The organism is Ruegeria sp. THAF57 (genome assembly GCF_903914075.1).
GTDB lineage: Bacteria > Pseudomonadota > Alphaproteobacteria > Rhodobacterales > Rhodobacteraceae > Ruegeria.
The window spans coordinates 190173-205110 of sequence record NZ_CAIWNQ010000003.1; the positions used below are offsets into that span (position 1 = coordinate 190173).

General features: G+C 58.3%; 14 protein-coding genes. 12 read left to right on the plus strand and 2 right to left on the minus strand.

All coding sequences use genetic code 11. From position 1 onward, the window contains the following. The first annotated feature begins 119 nt into the window (after positions 1 to 119). Positions 120 to 1754, plus strand: a complete 1635-nt coding sequence (locus RUESEDTHA_RS08845; RefSeq protein ID WP_180886284.1) for a SulP family inorganic anion transporter — start codon at positions 120 to 122, stop codon at positions 1752 to 1754. A gap of 139 nt (positions 1755 to 1893) precedes the next feature. Here RUESEDTHA_RS08845 and RUESEDTHA_RS08850 read toward each other — a convergent pair whose 3' ends face one another. Continuing rightward, a complete protein-coding gene (locus RUESEDTHA_RS08850) occupies positions 1894 to 2499 on the minus strand; it encodes a flavin reductase family protein (RefSeq protein WP_180886286.1) in 606 nt (201 codons plus the stop codon). A gap of 72 nt (positions 2500 to 2571) precedes the next feature. Between RUESEDTHA_RS08850 and RUESEDTHA_RS08855 the strand changes: the two genes are divergently transcribed. The 5 genes from RUESEDTHA_RS08855 (at position 2572) to RUESEDTHA_RS08875 (ending at position 5617) form a co-directional block, all read left to right on the plus strand. After that, positions 2572 to 3066, plus strand: a complete 495-nt coding sequence (locus tag RUESEDTHA_RS08855) for a GNAT family N-acetyltransferase (protein WP_180886288.1) — start codon at positions 2572 to 2574, stop codon at positions 3064 to 3066. Positions 3067 to 3119: 53 nt separating this feature from the next. Continuing rightward, positions 3120 to 3863: an EcsC family protein gene (locus tag RUESEDTHA_RS08860; RefSeq protein WP_180886290.1), complete on the plus strand. Its 744-nt coding sequence runs from the start codon at positions 3120 to 3122 to the stop codon at positions 3861 to 3863. 121 nt (positions 3864 to 3984) lie between these two features. Next, positions 3985 to 4449 (plus strand): NUDIX hydrolase, encoded by a 465-nt coding sequence (locus RUESEDTHA_RS08865; protein ID WP_180886292.1) that lies wholly within the window; start codon positions 3985 to 3987, stop codon positions 4447 to 4449. A gap of 71 nt (positions 4450 to 4520) precedes the next feature. Continuing rightward, on the plus strand, positions 4521 to 4976 hold the full coding sequence (locus RUESEDTHA_RS08870; protein ID WP_171121888.1) for a DUF1178 family protein: 456 nt from the start codon (positions 4521 to 4523) through the stop codon (positions 4974 to 4976). A gap of 2 nt (positions 4977 to 4978) precedes the next feature. Next, entirely contained in the window at positions 4979 to 5617 is a 639-nt protein-coding gene (locus tag RUESEDTHA_RS08875; RefSeq protein WP_180886294.1) for an SDR family NAD(P)-dependent oxidoreductase, read from the plus strand. On the opposite strand, the gene RUESEDTHA_RS08880 is transcribed toward RUESEDTHA_RS08875, so the two are convergent. Then, a complete protein-coding gene (locus RUESEDTHA_RS08880) occupies positions 5614 to 5967 on the minus strand; it encodes a hypothetical protein (RefSeq protein ID WP_180886296.1) in 354 nt (117 codons plus the stop codon). The genes RUESEDTHA_RS08875 and RUESEDTHA_RS08880 overlap by 4 nt on opposite strands. A 165-nt stretch (positions 5968 to 6132) precedes the next feature. Here RUESEDTHA_RS08880 and RUESEDTHA_RS08885 point away from each other — a divergent pair, with 165 nt between their 5' ends. The 6 genes from RUESEDTHA_RS08885 (at position 6133) to RUESEDTHA_RS08910 (ending at position 14934) form a co-directional block, all read left to right on the plus strand. Next, positions 6133 to 7371, plus strand: coding sequence for an aspartate kinase (locus RUESEDTHA_RS08885; RefSeq protein ID WP_180886298.1), 1239 nt, complete (start codon positions 6133 to 6135; stop codon positions 7369 to 7371). A gap of 47 nt (positions 7372 to 7418) precedes the next feature. Next, on the plus strand, positions 7419 to 9662 hold the full coding sequence (gene ptsP / locus RUESEDTHA_RS08890) for a phosphoenolpyruvate--protein phosphotransferase (protein ID WP_180886300.1): 2244 nt from the start codon (positions 7419 to 7421) through the stop codon (positions 9660 to 9662). A gap of 141 nt (positions 9663 to 9803) precedes the next feature. Continuing rightward, positions 9804 to 11249 (plus strand): glucose-6-phosphate dehydrogenase, encoded by a 1446-nt coding sequence (gene zwf / locus RUESEDTHA_RS08895; protein WP_171121893.1) that lies wholly within the window; start codon positions 9804 to 9806, stop codon positions 11247 to 11249. 2 nt (positions 11250 to 11251) lie between these two features. Further along, entirely contained in the window at positions 11252 to 13057 is a 1806-nt protein-coding gene (edd, locus tag RUESEDTHA_RS08900; RefSeq protein WP_255431663.1) for a phosphogluconate dehydratase, read from the plus strand. Positions 13058 to 13060: 3 nt separating this feature from the next. Continuing rightward, positions 13061 to 13693: a bifunctional 4-hydroxy-2-oxoglutarate aldolase/2-dehydro-3-deoxy-phosphogluconate aldolase gene (locus RUESEDTHA_RS08905; protein WP_180886302.1), complete on the plus strand. Its 633-nt coding sequence runs from the start codon at positions 13061 to 13063 to the stop codon at positions 13691 to 13693. A 50-nt stretch (positions 13694 to 13743) separates the two neighbouring features. Next, on the plus strand, positions 13744 to 14934 hold the full coding sequence (locus RUESEDTHA_RS08910; protein WP_180886304.1) for an alanine--glyoxylate aminotransferase family protein: 1191 nt from the start codon (positions 13744 to 13746) through the stop codon (positions 14932 to 14934). Positions 14935 to 14938 lie beyond the last annotated feature (4 nt).

Here is a 14938-nt window from a genome sequence, read left to right on the forward strand (position 1 = left end):
GAGATGCCTGATATGCGTCTGGCGCATACCAGCCTCCCACTAGGCGCGGTGGCTTTGCGGGGCAATGCCGGGTAGAAGACCCCTTTCGCGCGAACAGATCAGACCGACAGGACCATCCGATGCCCCGAGCTATGCTGGCAAGCTTTGCCTCTCGAATTGCCAAACCCGACCTGCGTTGGGTGCCGGACGAGGGGCTGACGGTCTCGCGGTTGCGGATTGAGCTGTTGTCCGGCCTTACGGTCGCCTTGGCTTTGGTTCCCGAAGCGGTGGCATTCGCGTTTGTCGCCGGCGTGCACCCTCTGGTGGGGCTTTACGCGGCGTTCATGGTGGGCCTGATCACGGCGCTGATCGGTGGCCGCCCCGGTATGATTTCAGGTGCGACTGGTGCTTTGGCCGTTGTGATGGTGGCACTGGTGGCAGAACATGGGGTGGAATACCTGTTCGCGACAGTGGTCTTGATGGGCATCCTGCAGGTGATCGCGGGGGCTATGCATTGGGGCCGATTCATTCGACTGGTCCCACACCCGGTCATGCTGGGCTTTGTGAACGGTCTGGCGATCGTCATCTTTCTGGCGCAGTTGGGCCAGTTCAAAGTGCCTGGTACAATGGAGAACACCGGCCATGGCGTTGGTGGCGGAGAGTGGCTCTCGGGCCTGCAACTCTATACTATGTTGGGGCTTGTGGCGCTGACCATGGCGGTGATCTGGATCATGCCACGCATTACCCGCGTCGTTCCCGCACCCTTGGCGGGGATTGCCGTGGTGGCTGCTCTGGTGATCGGCTTTGGTCTGGACGTTCCGCGCGTTGGGGATTTGGCGTCGATTGAGGGAGGTCTGCCGCCCTTCCACATTCCAATGGTCCCTCTGAACTGGGAAACATTTGAAATCATTCTGCCCTATGCTGTCATTCTTGCTGCCATTGGCCTGATCGAATCCTTGCTGACCCTGAACCTTGTCGGCGAAATTACAGGAAAGCGTGGCGGTGCTTCACAAGAGTGTATCGCTCAGGGCGTCGCGAACGTCGCCACCGGGTTTTTTGGCGGCATGGGCGGATGCGCGATGATTGGCCAGTCGATGATCAACGTGAAATCCGGGGGCCGCACCCGTATCGCAGGGGTCGCCGCGGCCTTGTTCCTGTTGGTCTTCATCCTGTTCGCCTCACCCCTGATTGAGCAGATCCCGCTTGCCGCTCTGGTGGGTGTGATGTTCATGGTTGTGATCGGTACCTTCGCTTGGAACTCATTCAATATCATGCGCAAAGTGCCGCTGATGGACGCATTCGTCATCGTCTTGGTCACTGTTGTGACGGTAATGGAAGACTTGGCCGTGGCTGTTGTCGTCGGCGTCATAGTTTCGGCCCTGGCCTACGCTTGGAACAACGCAAAGCGCATTCATGCAATCACCCGTGAATCCGAAACCGAAAAAGGCGCGAAGGTCTATGAAATCCAGGGCCCACTTTTCTTCGGGTCGTCCGATGGCTTCGTCGAACTGTTCGATGTTCCAAGTGACCCGGAAACAGTAATTGTAGATTTTGCCGAAAGCCGTGTGGTTGACCAGTCAGCCTTGCAGGCGATCGAGAACATCGCAGCCAAATATGAGGCGGCCGGCAAGCGCGTGATGCTGCGCCACCTCAGCCGCGACTGTCATAAACTGCTGAACAAGGCAGGTCACCTGATGGTTGATAGCGACGATGACCCGGATTACGAAATCGCGGTGGACTATTCTGTCCGAACTGGGATTCTGGGTGGCCACTGAGTCTTTTGCGAGGCTCTGCCTCGCGCTCCGGGATATTTGGGGCCAGATGAAGTACGGATCCCCCGCTTCATCTGGCTAGAAATATCCCGGGGGAGTCGCCCTGCAAGGGCGGCGGGGGCAGAGCCCCCTTGTTGCGCGTTCAGTCATCCGGTCGATTCAGCGAGAAAAGGTCGGTGACCACCGAATAGTCGCGATACCCCAGCCGGGCCAGGGGTTGGAAGGACGTGATATCGAACAACCCGTCTTTCAGGCAATCGTCGCGCAGGTGAATGCCGGTAACTTCTCCGAACACAACGCGATTTGCCTCGCCGGGGAGCGTTACGATTTGAGTGAGTTTGCATTCCAGCGCTGCGGGTGCATCCGCAACACGGGCACAGGGGATCGTTTCGCACTCTATCGGTGTAAGTCCTGCGTGCTCAAATTCGTCAACGTGTTTCGCGAGCCCCGCTGAACTTGCGTTCATTGCGTCTTTGTGCGCATGGGCAACCACATTGACGCAGAAGAAACCTGTAGCCTCGATATTGGCGACGCTGTCTTTTCCAACATCCTGATCATGTTTTGTACCCGTCGTTGCGAACATGACCTGCGGAGGCGTGTAAGCGACTCCGTTAAAGAACGAGTAGGGCGCAAGGTTGTTTATCCCGTCGGCATCCCGCGAAGAAATCCATCCTATGGGCCGCGGGGTTATGATGGCATTGAAGGGGTTGTGTGGCAGGCCGTGGCCGTCTTCGGGGCGATAGAACATGTGGTCTCCAAGCATTTGCCCAAGGCGTAACGAAGTGTTAGGCCAAATTCCAGCAAGGAAAAGAGGGCAGGCGTGCAGCAATTCGGGATCAGGCCGGAAGAGCCGGACGATTGGTGGGAGGTCGAAGCGCTTTATGACCTGTGCTTTGCGCCCGGACGCGAGGCGCTGTCGTCCTATCGTCTGCGTGATGATATCCCCCCGGTGTCGGGGCTGTCTTTGGTGGCACGCGACGCGCAGGGTATTCTGGCAGGGGCGATCCGGTTCTGGCCCGTGCATGTGGGAAGTCACGACGCATTGCTGTTGGGGCCCGTCGCAGTTCACCCGACCCATCAGGGAGAGGGCCTTGGCGGTTTTCTGATCCACGAAGGTTTGCAGGCCGGGCGCGACAAGGGCTGGCAGCGGGTTATGTTGGTCGGAGATGCCCCGTATTACGCGCGCTTTGGATTCTCGCGTCTGAATGGTGTGGAAATGCCGCCCCCTACCAACCCTGACCGTGTATTGGGCGCAGAGTTGGAACCGGGCGTTTGGCGTGGCGTGAGCGGTCCTGTTGCACGTTGGACGCGTTGAGCTATTGAATTTGCAAAGCTAAATTCCAATGTTTTTAGGGCAGGAGGGAACGTATGCAGGACGTGGTTCTTGTCGAAAAACTGGATGCAGAAGCCGAACTTGACCGCTTGGCCCGCTACTACAAGTCTGCCGGTGGGCCAGGTATCAAGTTGCTGAACAGCCTCGGGGGATCGGCTGAATCCCTGTTGGAACAATTGCCTGCATCCGTCAGGCAAGGTTTGACAGGGGCAACTGAGCAGGCGCTTTGGATGGCAATGCACGCTGCGGAAAGCTCTCGCCGGGCTGTGCCCGATCAGCGACCTTGGGTCAACACGGCGCTGACGACGGCGATGGGTGCGGCCGGAGGAGTTGGCGGCGTTTCAACCGCTTTGATGGAACTGCCGGCAACGACCACCATGTTATTGCGCGCCATTCAAGGTGCCGCAGCGCAAGAGGGTTTTGATCCTTCGGAGGATGGCGTGAAATTCGACTGTGTCCGTGTATTGTCCGCGGCTGGTCCGCTGTCTTTTGACGATGGCGCGGATCTTGGTTTTTTCTCGGTACGGCTGACCCTGACGGGACCCGCGATGCAGCGGTTGATCGCGGCCGTTGCGCCGAAACTGTCCGTTGTCTTGGGACAGAAGTTGGCAGCGCAGTCCGTTCCTGTTCTGGGGGCGATTGCGGGGGGAGGGACAAATTTTGTCTACACCCGGTATTACCAACAGATTGCGCGCGTCCATTTTGGCTTGCGGCGTTTGGCGCTGGATGCCGACATTCCGCATGATGATCTTGTCCGAAAGCTGGCGGTCCGTATGTAATTTCCCGTAAGTGCTTGGAATAAAACACTTCATGTGGTAGGGTTGCTGCCAAGCCCCACCAAATAAGCGTCAAAGCGCAAAGGGGCTTGCGGAGACGGAGGCAGACGACGGGCGGCAAAGCGTGATCGAGCACAGGCTTTGGAAGCAAAATCAACAACTCACCGGACATGTTCCGGTCAAAAGGCAGTCGGCTGCCTTGTGCTATCGTGTTCTGGAAAACAGCCCCGAGGTCCTGCTTGTGACAAAGCGCAAGTCAGGCCGTTGGATCATACCCAAGGGTGGGCTGATAGATGGGTTGTCGCCATCAGCCACGGCAGGACAGGAAGCGTGGGAAGAGGCGGGGGTAATTGGCGATTGTACGCCCGACGTGATCGGAAATTTCTTCTATTACAAAAACCGGCGCCGGAAAGGGCCGGTGTTATGTGTGGTGGACGTGTTTCCGCTTTTGGTCCGTTCCACGGCGGCGCTTTATCCTGAATGCCATGAGCGTCAGCGCGCGTGGTTATCGCCGCTAAAGGCTGCCAGTCGGGTTCGTTCACCCGATCTTGCCCAATTGTTACGCAAGGTAGCCCTGTTTGCACACTGACACGGGTTTATCGACCCTTGCTATTGGCTTGCGGGTCAGTATCTATTTTGCAATCGAACTTTGGATGGAACATGATTCAATACGCGTTGAAGTGCAGCAAGGGACACTCCTTTGATAGCTGGTTTCAGTCGGCCACAGCTTACGACAAGTTGGCAGCCGCCGGTATGGTGACCTGTGCTGTTTGCGGCGATGCGCAGGTTGAGAAGGCGATCATGACCCCGCGCGTTCGTTCTGCACGCAGTGTTGAGGCACGGACCGAAACGGCGGCCCCATCCGAAGACGCCGTGAACATGACCAGCCCGACCCCGGAGGTTGAGCAGGCACTGAGCGAGTTGCGTCGCAAAGTCGAAGAAAATTCGGACTATGTTGGCAAGGACTTTGCAAGCGAAGCTCGGAAAATGCATCTGGGCGACGCACCAGAGAGGTCGATCTATGGCGAGGCGAAGCCGGAAGAGGCCAAAGCCCTGATCGAAGATGGGGTGCCGGTCGCACCGCTTCCTTTCATGCCCAGCCGAAAGACGAACTGATCATGCATATTGTGATTACCGGAGCCAACCGGGGCATCGGAAAGACACTTGCCGACCGGTATCGGGCGCAGGGCCATGACGTGACCGGAACCGCTCGGGATGGCAGCGCCGAGGTGGTGCTGGATGTGACCGACACCGGTCACCAGGCGGATATGGCTGCGCAATTGGGCGATCAGCCTGTTGACCTTTTGATCTGCAATGCCGGTGTTTATCTGGACAAGGCTGAACGCATTAATGGTTATCCCGCCGAGATGTGGGCGAAGACATTTGCGGCGAATGTGACCGGGGTTTTCCTGACCATTCAGTCTCTGCTCCCTAATCTTCGCGCATCACAGGGCAAAATCGCGATCTTGTCCTCGCAAATGGCATCACATACGCGAGCACCCGGAGGTAGTTATATCTATCGCGCATCGAAAGCTGCCGCGCTCAATCTGGGGCGTAATCTTGCCGCGGACCTGCGCGGCGACGGGATTGCTGTGGGTATATATCATCCGGGCTGGGTGCAGACGGATATGGGCGGTGCTGCGGCTGCGATCACGGTGGATGAGGCTGCGGATGGTCTGGTTGACCGTTTCGCTGCCCTGTCTCTGGATACTTCGGGATGTTTTGAGACCTATGACGGTCAGCCGCACGATTACTAATTATTCAAAGCGGCTTTGGGAAGTTCGTACACTTCGCCCGGTTCAACAAAAATGACCATGATGTCGCCCCGCGTTTCATAACTGAGCTTGGCGGTTGAATTGGTCGAATCCGGGATGCCATCCGTGAAATAGATGTTGCGCACCTCGCCATTGCCCATACCCACGGCCAGCGTTGCACCGCCATCGTCACGGCGCCTAAGCTCGGCGTTGCAGCTACGCAGGGCGTCGCCCGCAATGGTCGCGCAAGGGATGGTCCCCAAAGAGTTCTTGCCGTCGGTTCCAGCCAGCGTGGTTTCCTGTGCCAGCGCGGGCGTTGCAAAGACTGCTAAGGCGAGGATGAAACGTGGCATGGGGAACCTCTTGGTAAATCTGGTACTGGCAAGCTGACACCCCCGCGATCCGATGTAAAGCGATCGAAGGCAAGGATTTAAACGGTTTTGAACACTTGCCCTTGGGGTCCCCCTGACATAAGACGCACGAAACCTGAATTCCAAGGCGCGGAGACACTAGCCCCCATGCCCGTACTCGTGATGAAATTCGGCGGCACGTCGGTCGCCAATCTGGATCGCATCCGCCGCGCGGCGAAACGCATCGGCGTTGAAGTGGCCAAGGGATATGATGTGATTGTCATCGTGTCGGCCATGTCGGGCAAAACCAACGAGCTGGTTGGCTGGGTAAACGAGACTTCCCCGCTGTTTGATGCGCGCGAATATGATGCAGTTGTGTCTTCGGGCGAAAACGTCACCGCCGGTCTGATGGCTCTGACGTTGCAGGAAATGGATATTCCCGCGCGCAGCTGGCAGGGCTGGCAGGTTCCGCTGATGACGACCAGCGCCCACAGTCAGGCCCGGATCGAGGAAATCCCGACCGAGAACCTGACCCAGAAATTCGACGAGGGTATGAAAGTCGCCGTCGTTGCCGGGTTCCAGGGTATCAGCCCCGAAGGGCGGATAACCACGCTGGGCCGGGGTGGGTCGGACACCACCGCTGTGGCCTTTGCCGCGGCATTTGGGGCCGAGCGTTGCGATATCTATACCGATGTGGATGGCGTCTATACCACCGACCCGCGCATCTGTGAAAAAGCGCGCAAGCTGGACCGGATCTCGTTCGAGGAAATGCTCGAACTGGCCTCGTTGGGGGCCAAGGTGTTGCAGACCCGTTCGGTGGAACTGGCGATGCGCTATAAGGTGAAACTGCGCGTTCTTTCTAGTTTCGAAGAACAATCCGACGAGGCCGGTACACTGGTCGTCGATGAGGAGGATATCATGGAATCCAATGTTGTGGCCGGTGTTGCCTATTCCCGTGACGAAGCCAAGATGACCGTCGTGTCCGTGGCCGACCGCCCCGGCATCGCCTCGATCATCTTTACCGCGCTCAGCGATGAAGGCGTGAACGTGGACATGATCGTGCAGAACATCTCGGATGAGGGGCGCACAGACATGACCTTTTCCTGCCCGACCGATCAGGTGGCGCGCGCAGAAAAAGCACTGCTGGCGATTAAGGACGCGGGCGAGTTGAACTACACCGAACTGGTCGCGGATGAAGACGTCTGCAAGGTCTCGGTCGTCGGGATCGGGATGCGGTCGCAATCCGGCGTGGCGGCAAAAATGTTCAAGATACTCTCGGATGAGGGGATCAACATTAAGGTCATCACAACCTCTGAGATTAAAATTTCCGTCCTTATGGACAGGAAATACATGGAACTTGCGGTTCAGGCACTGCATGATGCCTTTGAACTGGACAAGGCGGCCTGAGCATTTTCTGCTAAGGGTCTCGCCTGACGCACTAATTTGGGTGGGCCATGGCGGACGGCACTGAAACAGAATCCCGCAAGCTGCTGGGGCGGCTGCGCGAAGAAATGGCGAGCGAAGCCGCCGGTCAGGAACGTCTTGACCGGATCACTCATCTGATCGCTGACAGTATCCGGGCCGAGGTGTGCTCGATTTACCTGTTCCGGGATGAGGATACGCTTGAACTCTGCGCGACCGAAGGTCTGTCGCCCGAGGCGGTTCACAAGACCCGTATGCGTATGGGTGAGGGGCTTGTGGGTCGCGTTGCCAAATACGGCAAGATCGTGAACACCCCAGATGCGCCTGCGGCCAAGGGATTCCGCTATATGCCCGAAACGGGCGAAGAACGGTTTTCGTCTTTCCTGGGGGTGCCCATTCAGCGTCTGGGTGAAAAGCTGGGCGTTCTGGTCGTGCAGTCCCGCGATGCGCGCGAATACTCGGCTGATGAGGTTTACGCGCTGGAAGTGGTCGCCATGGTTCTGGCCGAAATGACCGAGCTGGGCGCGTTCGTGGGTGAGGGCGCCGCCCTGTCGCCCCGCCACCAACAATCTGTGCAGCTAACCGGTGGTCCGGCGCAGGAAGGTTCCGCCGAGGGGCATGTCTGGCTGCACGAGCCACGTGTGGTGGTTACCAACCCCATCGCCGAAGACCCCCATCGCGAGCGTGAGCGTCTGGCCGAAGCGGTCGAAGAGTTGCGCGTGGGCGTCGACAAGATGCTTGAGATTTCCAAGGACGGCGACACCGAACAATTGCAAGTGCTGGAAGCCTACCGGATGTTTGCGAACTCCAAGGGCTGGAAGCGCAGGATGGAAGAGGACATCGCGCGCGGTCTAAGTGCCGAAGCTGCGGTTGAAAAGGAACAGTCACAGGCGCGTGCGCGGATGGGGCAGGTTACCGACCCTTATCTGCGCGAAAGGCTCGCCGATCTGGACGACCTCAGCAATCGCTTGCTACGCATTCTAACTGGGCAGGGCAACACCAACGGGGCGGATCTGCCGCCCGACCCGATCCTGATTGCCCGTAACATCGGCCCGGGCGACTTGCTGGAATATGGCCGGTCGCTGAAGGGCATCGTGCTTGAGGAAGGCTCAGTCGGCAGCCACGCAACCATCGTGGCCCGTGCGTTGGCGATTCCTTTGGTGGTACATGTCGGCCGGATCACGACCGAGGCGTTGAACGGTGACCATATTCTTGTGGATGGGGATCAGGGCACCGTTCAATTGCGACCCGAAGACACAGTCGTCAGCGCGTTTCGTGACAAGATCGCGATGCAGGCAAAGGCGCAGGAACGATACGCTTCGATCCGGGATACTCCGACCGTCACTCGGGATGGTGAACGCATAAATCTTGTGATGAATGCTGGTCTTATGGCGGACTTGCCTTCGCTGGATAATTCCGGGGCGGAGGGTGTGGGCCTGTTCCGGACCGAGTTGCAGTTCCTGATCCGAAACCAGATGCCAAAGCGGTCGGAACTTGTGACCCAGTATCAGCGCGTTCTGGACGCGGCTGGGGAAAAACGGGTGGTATTCCGAACGCTGGATATCGGCTCGGACAAGGTTCTGCCCTACATGAAACACGTAGAAGAACCCAATCCTGCATTGGGGTGGCGTGCGATCCGGGTCGGTCTGGACAAGCGCGGCGTAATGCGGATGCAGTTACAGGCCCTGATGCGCGCAGCGAACGGGCGCCCCCTGACACTGATGTTCCCGTTTGTGGCGCAGGCGGATGAGTTTCGCGAGGCGCGTTGGGAGGTCAACAAGACCATCGAACGCGAAAAGCGTCTGGGGCATGTCCTGCCCGAAAGAATAGAAGTAGGCGCAATGCTCGAGACCCCGTCCTTGGGCTTTGCCCCTCAAAAATTTTATGATGAGGTGGATTTTGTCTCGATCGGGGGCAACGATTTGAAGCAGTTCTTTTTCGCGGCTGACCGAGAAAACGAACTGGTGCGCCGCAGGTATGATACGCTGAATGTAAGCTTCCTCAGTTTCATCGAACGTATTGTCGAACGCTGCAACATATCGAATACACCGCTGAGTTTTTGTGGCGAAGACGCGGGCCGCCCGGTTGAGGCGTTGTGTCTGGCGGCCATGGGTATCCGTTCGCTGTCGATGCGGCCTGCCTCGATCGGACCTGTCAAAAGCGTGTTGCTGCGTGCCGACTTGCAGTCGCTGCGGAAGATCATTGCCGACGCGCGTCACCGGGGTGAGCAATCCGTTCGCCCGGCTGTGATGGAATGGCTGCGAAACCAAGGGTGACCGAGTCGTCGATTTTGAATTTTTTTTTCAAATCCAGTGTTGATTCTTAGTATGGTTTTTTATACTCCCACGTTGAATGTTAGCGATAACATTGCTGGTGTGGCAAAACGATGTGCCAGTGACAACTGAAGGAGCCTGCAGATGGTTTCACGCGTAATTCCGGTAAATCCGTTCGACCTTGTGTTGTTTGGCGCAACGGGCGATCTGGCGCAGCGCAAGATTTTGCCGGGTCTGTATCACCGGTTTGAAGTGGACCAGATGCCCGAAGAGGCCCGTATCATCGGAACAGCCCGGTCGGACATGGACAGTGATGCTTTCCGAGAGCAGATACGCGCATCCATGAAGAAATATGCCCCGGGGTTCAAACAGGATGTATTGGACCGGTTCCTTAGCCGGGTCGACTATGTCCCTGTTGATGCGCTGGGTGACTCAGGGTGGGCAGACCTTGCTGAAAAATTGCGCCCCGACGTGGTGCGCGCGTTTTATCTGTCTGTAGGCCCCAGCCTGTTTTCCGGCATTGCTCAGCGGTTGAATGATAACGGGCTGGCAACACCGGACAGCCGAATTGTGGTGGAAAAACCGTTCGGTCATGATTTGGCTTCTGCCAAGGCCCTGAATGAAGGGTTGCGCGCCTGTTTCGAAGAACATCAGATTTATCGCATCGACCATTATCTGGGCAAGGAAACCGTCCAGAACCTTATGGCCCTGCGTTTTGCCAATTCCCTGTTCGAGCCGCTTTGGAATTCGACCCATGTTGATCATGTTCAGATCACAGTTGCGGAAACCGTAGGTGTTGAAGGGCGGGGGGCATACTACGACCAGTCTGGCGCAATGCGTGATATGGTGCAGAACCATCTTGTCCAATTGTTGTGCCTGACCGCGATGGAGCCTCCGTCCAAGTTTTCGCCCAATGCGGTACGAGACGAAAAGGTCAAGGTTATCGAGGCGTTAGAGCCCGTGGACCCTTCGGATATCGCGCGGGGCCAATATCGCGCTGATCAGGGGGAGGACGGTTACTTGGATCACGTTGGCAACCCGGCCAGCCGCACCGAAAGCTATATCGCTCTGAAGGTGCATCTTGGTAACTGGCGTTGGGCCGGAGTGCCGTTCTATCTGCGGACTGGAAAGCGTTTGCGCGCACGTGAATCCGAAATTGCCGTGTTCTTCCGCGACCCACCGCATACGATTTTTCCCAACGTAGGCCCCTTGCGAGGCAACGTTCTGGTCATTCGGTTGCAGCCCGACGAAGGCATCACATTGCGCACAACCATCAAAGATCCCGGTCCGGGTGGATTCCGCCTGTCAGATGTGTCGCTGGACATGAGCTTTGCTGAGGCGCTGGGCACGGATGCGCGTGCTCAGGATGCTTATGAGAGGCTGGTGATGGATGTGATCCGGGGTGATCAAACCCTGTTCATGCGCGGGGATGAAGCCGAGGCCGCCTGGGCCTGGGTCGATCCCATCATTCAGGGGTGGGAAGATAGGGGTGACCGGCCAGCCAAATATGATCAGGGCAGTTCAGGCCCGGAAGAAGCATTGATGCTGATGCATCGCGATGGACGCCGCTGGCGTCAGATCGGAGGGTAATCATGGTACATTCCGTCATCACCGACGTCACACGGCGCATCATCGACCGCAGCGCCGATTTGCGCGGCTCGTATCTTGAGCGGATGGAGCACGCCAAGTCCAAAGGGCCGGCCCGTGCGCACCTATCTTGCAGCGGTCAAGCTCATGCCTATGCCGGTGCGGGTGAAGATCAGCAATCCATGGCCACTGGTACAGCCGGAAATCTGGGCATCGTCACCGCCTATAATGACATGCTCTCGGCGCACCAGCCGTTCGAACGCTATCCGGCGCTGATCCGTGACGCGATCCGCGCGGCGGGTGGCACGGCGCAGGTCGCAGGCGGCGTTCCCGCCATGTGCGATGGGGTCACGCAGGGCGAAGCAGGGATGGAACTGTCGCTGTTCTCGCGCGATGTGATTGCGCTGGCCACTGGAGTGGCGCTTAGCCACAACACGTATGACGCCGCCGTGTTCCTTGGCGTGTGCGACAAAATCGTGCCGGGTCTGGTCATCGGTGCGCAGGCGTTTGGCCATCTACCGGCGGTCTTCCTGCCTGCCGGCCCCATGACAAGCGGCCTGCCGAACGACGAAAAGGCCAAGGTTCGTCAACAGTTTGCCACCGGAGAAGTCGGTCGTGACGAATTGATGAAGGCGGAAATGGCCGCCTATCACGGGCCGGGCACCTGCACCTTTTACGGAACCGCCAACACCAACCAGATGTTGATGGAATTTATGGGCCTGCATCTTCCTGGCTCCAGCTTCATCAACCCGAATACACCTTTGCGCGATGCGTTGACCGAAGAAGGCGCGCGCCGTGCCTTGTCACTTAGCGCGCTGGGCAATCACTATACGCCGGTCTGTCAGGTGCTGGACGAACGCGCCTTTGTGAATGGTATCGTCGGGTTGATGGCAACCGGAGGGTCCACCAATCTGTTGATCCACCTGATCGCCATGGCGCGTGCCGGAGGTATCGTTCTGGATTGGGAGGATTTCTCGGACATCTCAGCCGTGGTCCCTCTGGTCGCGCGGGTCTATCCCAACGGTCTGGCCGACGTAAACCATTTCCATGCAGCAGGGGGCCTTGGCTATTGCATTGGCACGCTGCTCGAGGATGGCCTGCTGCATCCTGATACGTTGACGGTCGCCGGGCAGGGTCTGCACAACTATACCAAAGAGCCAAAGCTGAAAGATGGTGAACTGGTCTGGGAAGAAGGCACTGCACACAGCCTGAACGAAAAGATCGTGCGCCCGGCCAAGGATCCGTTTCAGCCCACAGGTGGCTTGTCGCGCCTGACCGGAAATCTGGGCACCGCCGTTATGAAGGTATCTGCTGTCGCGCCCGAGCATCAGGTGGTCGAAGCTCTGGTACGTGTCTTCCATGACCAGGAAGAGGTCAAAGCTGCGTTCAAGGCCGGTGAGTTCACGGATGACGTCATCGTTGTTGTTCGCTTTCAGGGACCGAAAGCCAACGGAATGCCGGAACTGCACTCGCTGACGCCGATGCTTTCGATCCTTCAGGGCAGAGGGCAAAAGGTGGCTTTGGTTACCGACGGGCGGATGTCAGGGGCATCGGGCAAAGTCCCCGCCGCGATCCATGTCGTCCCTGAGGCGCTTGATGGTGGCCCCATCGCGTATTTGCAGGACGGAGATGTCTTGCGCGTTGATGCGGTCAACGGCGAATTGGAGATCATGACACCCGGTGTCCTTGACCGCGCCCCGGCAACCGCAGACCTCTCGGCAAACCAGCACGGCGTTGGCCGCGACCTCTTTGGCGCGTTCCGCCAGAATGTCGGGTCGGCCGACACTGGTGCCAGCATTTTCGGAGTTTAATTCATGTCAAAAACTCAACGCACCCGCGAAATTTGCGCGCTTGCCCCTATCGTTCCTGTGTTGGTCATCGACGATGCCAAAGATGCACGCCCACTGGCCGAGGCGCTTGTCGCTGGCGGGCTTCCTGCGCTTGAGGTCACGCTGCGGACGCCTGCGGCGTTGGACGCAATCCGCGCAATGTCTCAAGTGCCGGGCGGTGTTGTAGGGGCTGGAACGCTGGTGACCCCTGATGATGTCCGTGCCGCGAAAGAGGCAGGTGCACAATTTGGTGTCTCTCCCGGCGCGACTGACGCTCTGATCGCTGCGTGCGAGGCCGAAGGCCTGCCCCTTTTGCCCGGCGCGGCGACGGCAAGCGAGGCGATGCGTTTGCTGGAACAGGGCTATGACATGCTCAAGTTTTTTCCTGCCGAAGCATCAGGCGGTGCGCCTGCATTGAAGGCTATTGGTGCTCCGCTGCCGCAGATCACGTATTGTCCAACCGGAGGTGTCTCGCCTGCGAACGCCCGTGATTACCTGTCTTTGTCCAACGTTGTCTGCGCGGGTGGCAGTTGGGTTGCGCCAAAACAGATGGTTTTGGATCAGGATTGGGCGGGCATCGAAACACTTGCGCGCGAGGCGTCCAAGCTGATGGATTGACGCTGCCCGGCCACACGTTAGGGTGAGGCCAATTCTAACAGGTTGATCCCATGAAAAATCACAACTCTCTCGCGCAGGGGCGTGAGTATTTGGCTATTCCCGGGCCGTCGGTAATACCCGACGCCGTTTTGCAAGCGATGCACCGTCCCTCGCCCAATATCTATGATGGCGAGTTGATCGAGATGATGCCCGCGCTCACCCGTGACCTTTGTCGCGTCGCCCGGACCGAGCACAACCTCGCAATTTATATCGCCAACGGGCACGGCACTTGGGAAGCTGCCCTGTCGAACGTCATTGCCCCCGGCGAACGTATTTTGGCACCGGCTTCGGGTCGGTTCACCCACGGCTGGGCAGAGATGGCAGAAGGGATCGGCGCAACGGCGCAATTGATCGACTTTGGTACGTCATCTGCCTGGGATTTCGAACGTATCGCCGATGCGTTGCGCGCTGATAAAGCGTATGAAATCAAAGCGGTTCTGGCCGTGCATGTGGATACCTCAAGCTCGATCCGAAACGACATTCCAACGCTTCGGGCGTTGCTGGATGACTTGAACCACCCGGCGCTTTTGATGGCGGATTGTATCGCCTCGCTGGGGTGTGATCGGTTCGAAATGGATGCCTGGGGTGTCGATGTCATGGTCACCGCCTGTCAAAAGGGGCTGATGACGCCCGCAGGTGTGGGGTTTGTCTTTTTTAACGACAAGGCGCAGTCCAAGCGCGCCGTCATGCCCCGGGTGTCGCAATATTGGGATTGGGTGCCGCGGGCTAATCCGGAGCTGTTTTACCAGTATTTCAACGGGACGGCTCCGACCCATCACCTATATGGGCTGCGCGCTGCCTTGGATATCATCCATGCCGAGGGGATCGAACAGGTTTGGGCGCGTCACGAACGACTTGCAAGGGCTATTTGGACGGCTTGCGAAACCTGGGCCGAGGGCGGTGCTTTGCACTTGAACGTCGCAGATCGCCAAGACCGCAGCCGTGCCGTAACCGCCTTGCGGCTGACCGACGGTCGGGGCACGGCCCTCCGGGAGTATACAGAAACCCAACTGGGCCTGACCTTGGGTATCGGCCTTGGGATGGAGGACTGGGACGGCTGTTTTCGACTTGGTCACATGGGGCATGTGAATGCGCAGATGGTAATGGCCATGTTGGGCGGGGTTGAAACCGGGCTGGCCGCACTCGGAATCCCGCGCGGCACAGGCGCGTTGGAGGCTGCGGCGGCTGCGTTGGTTTCGTAACGCG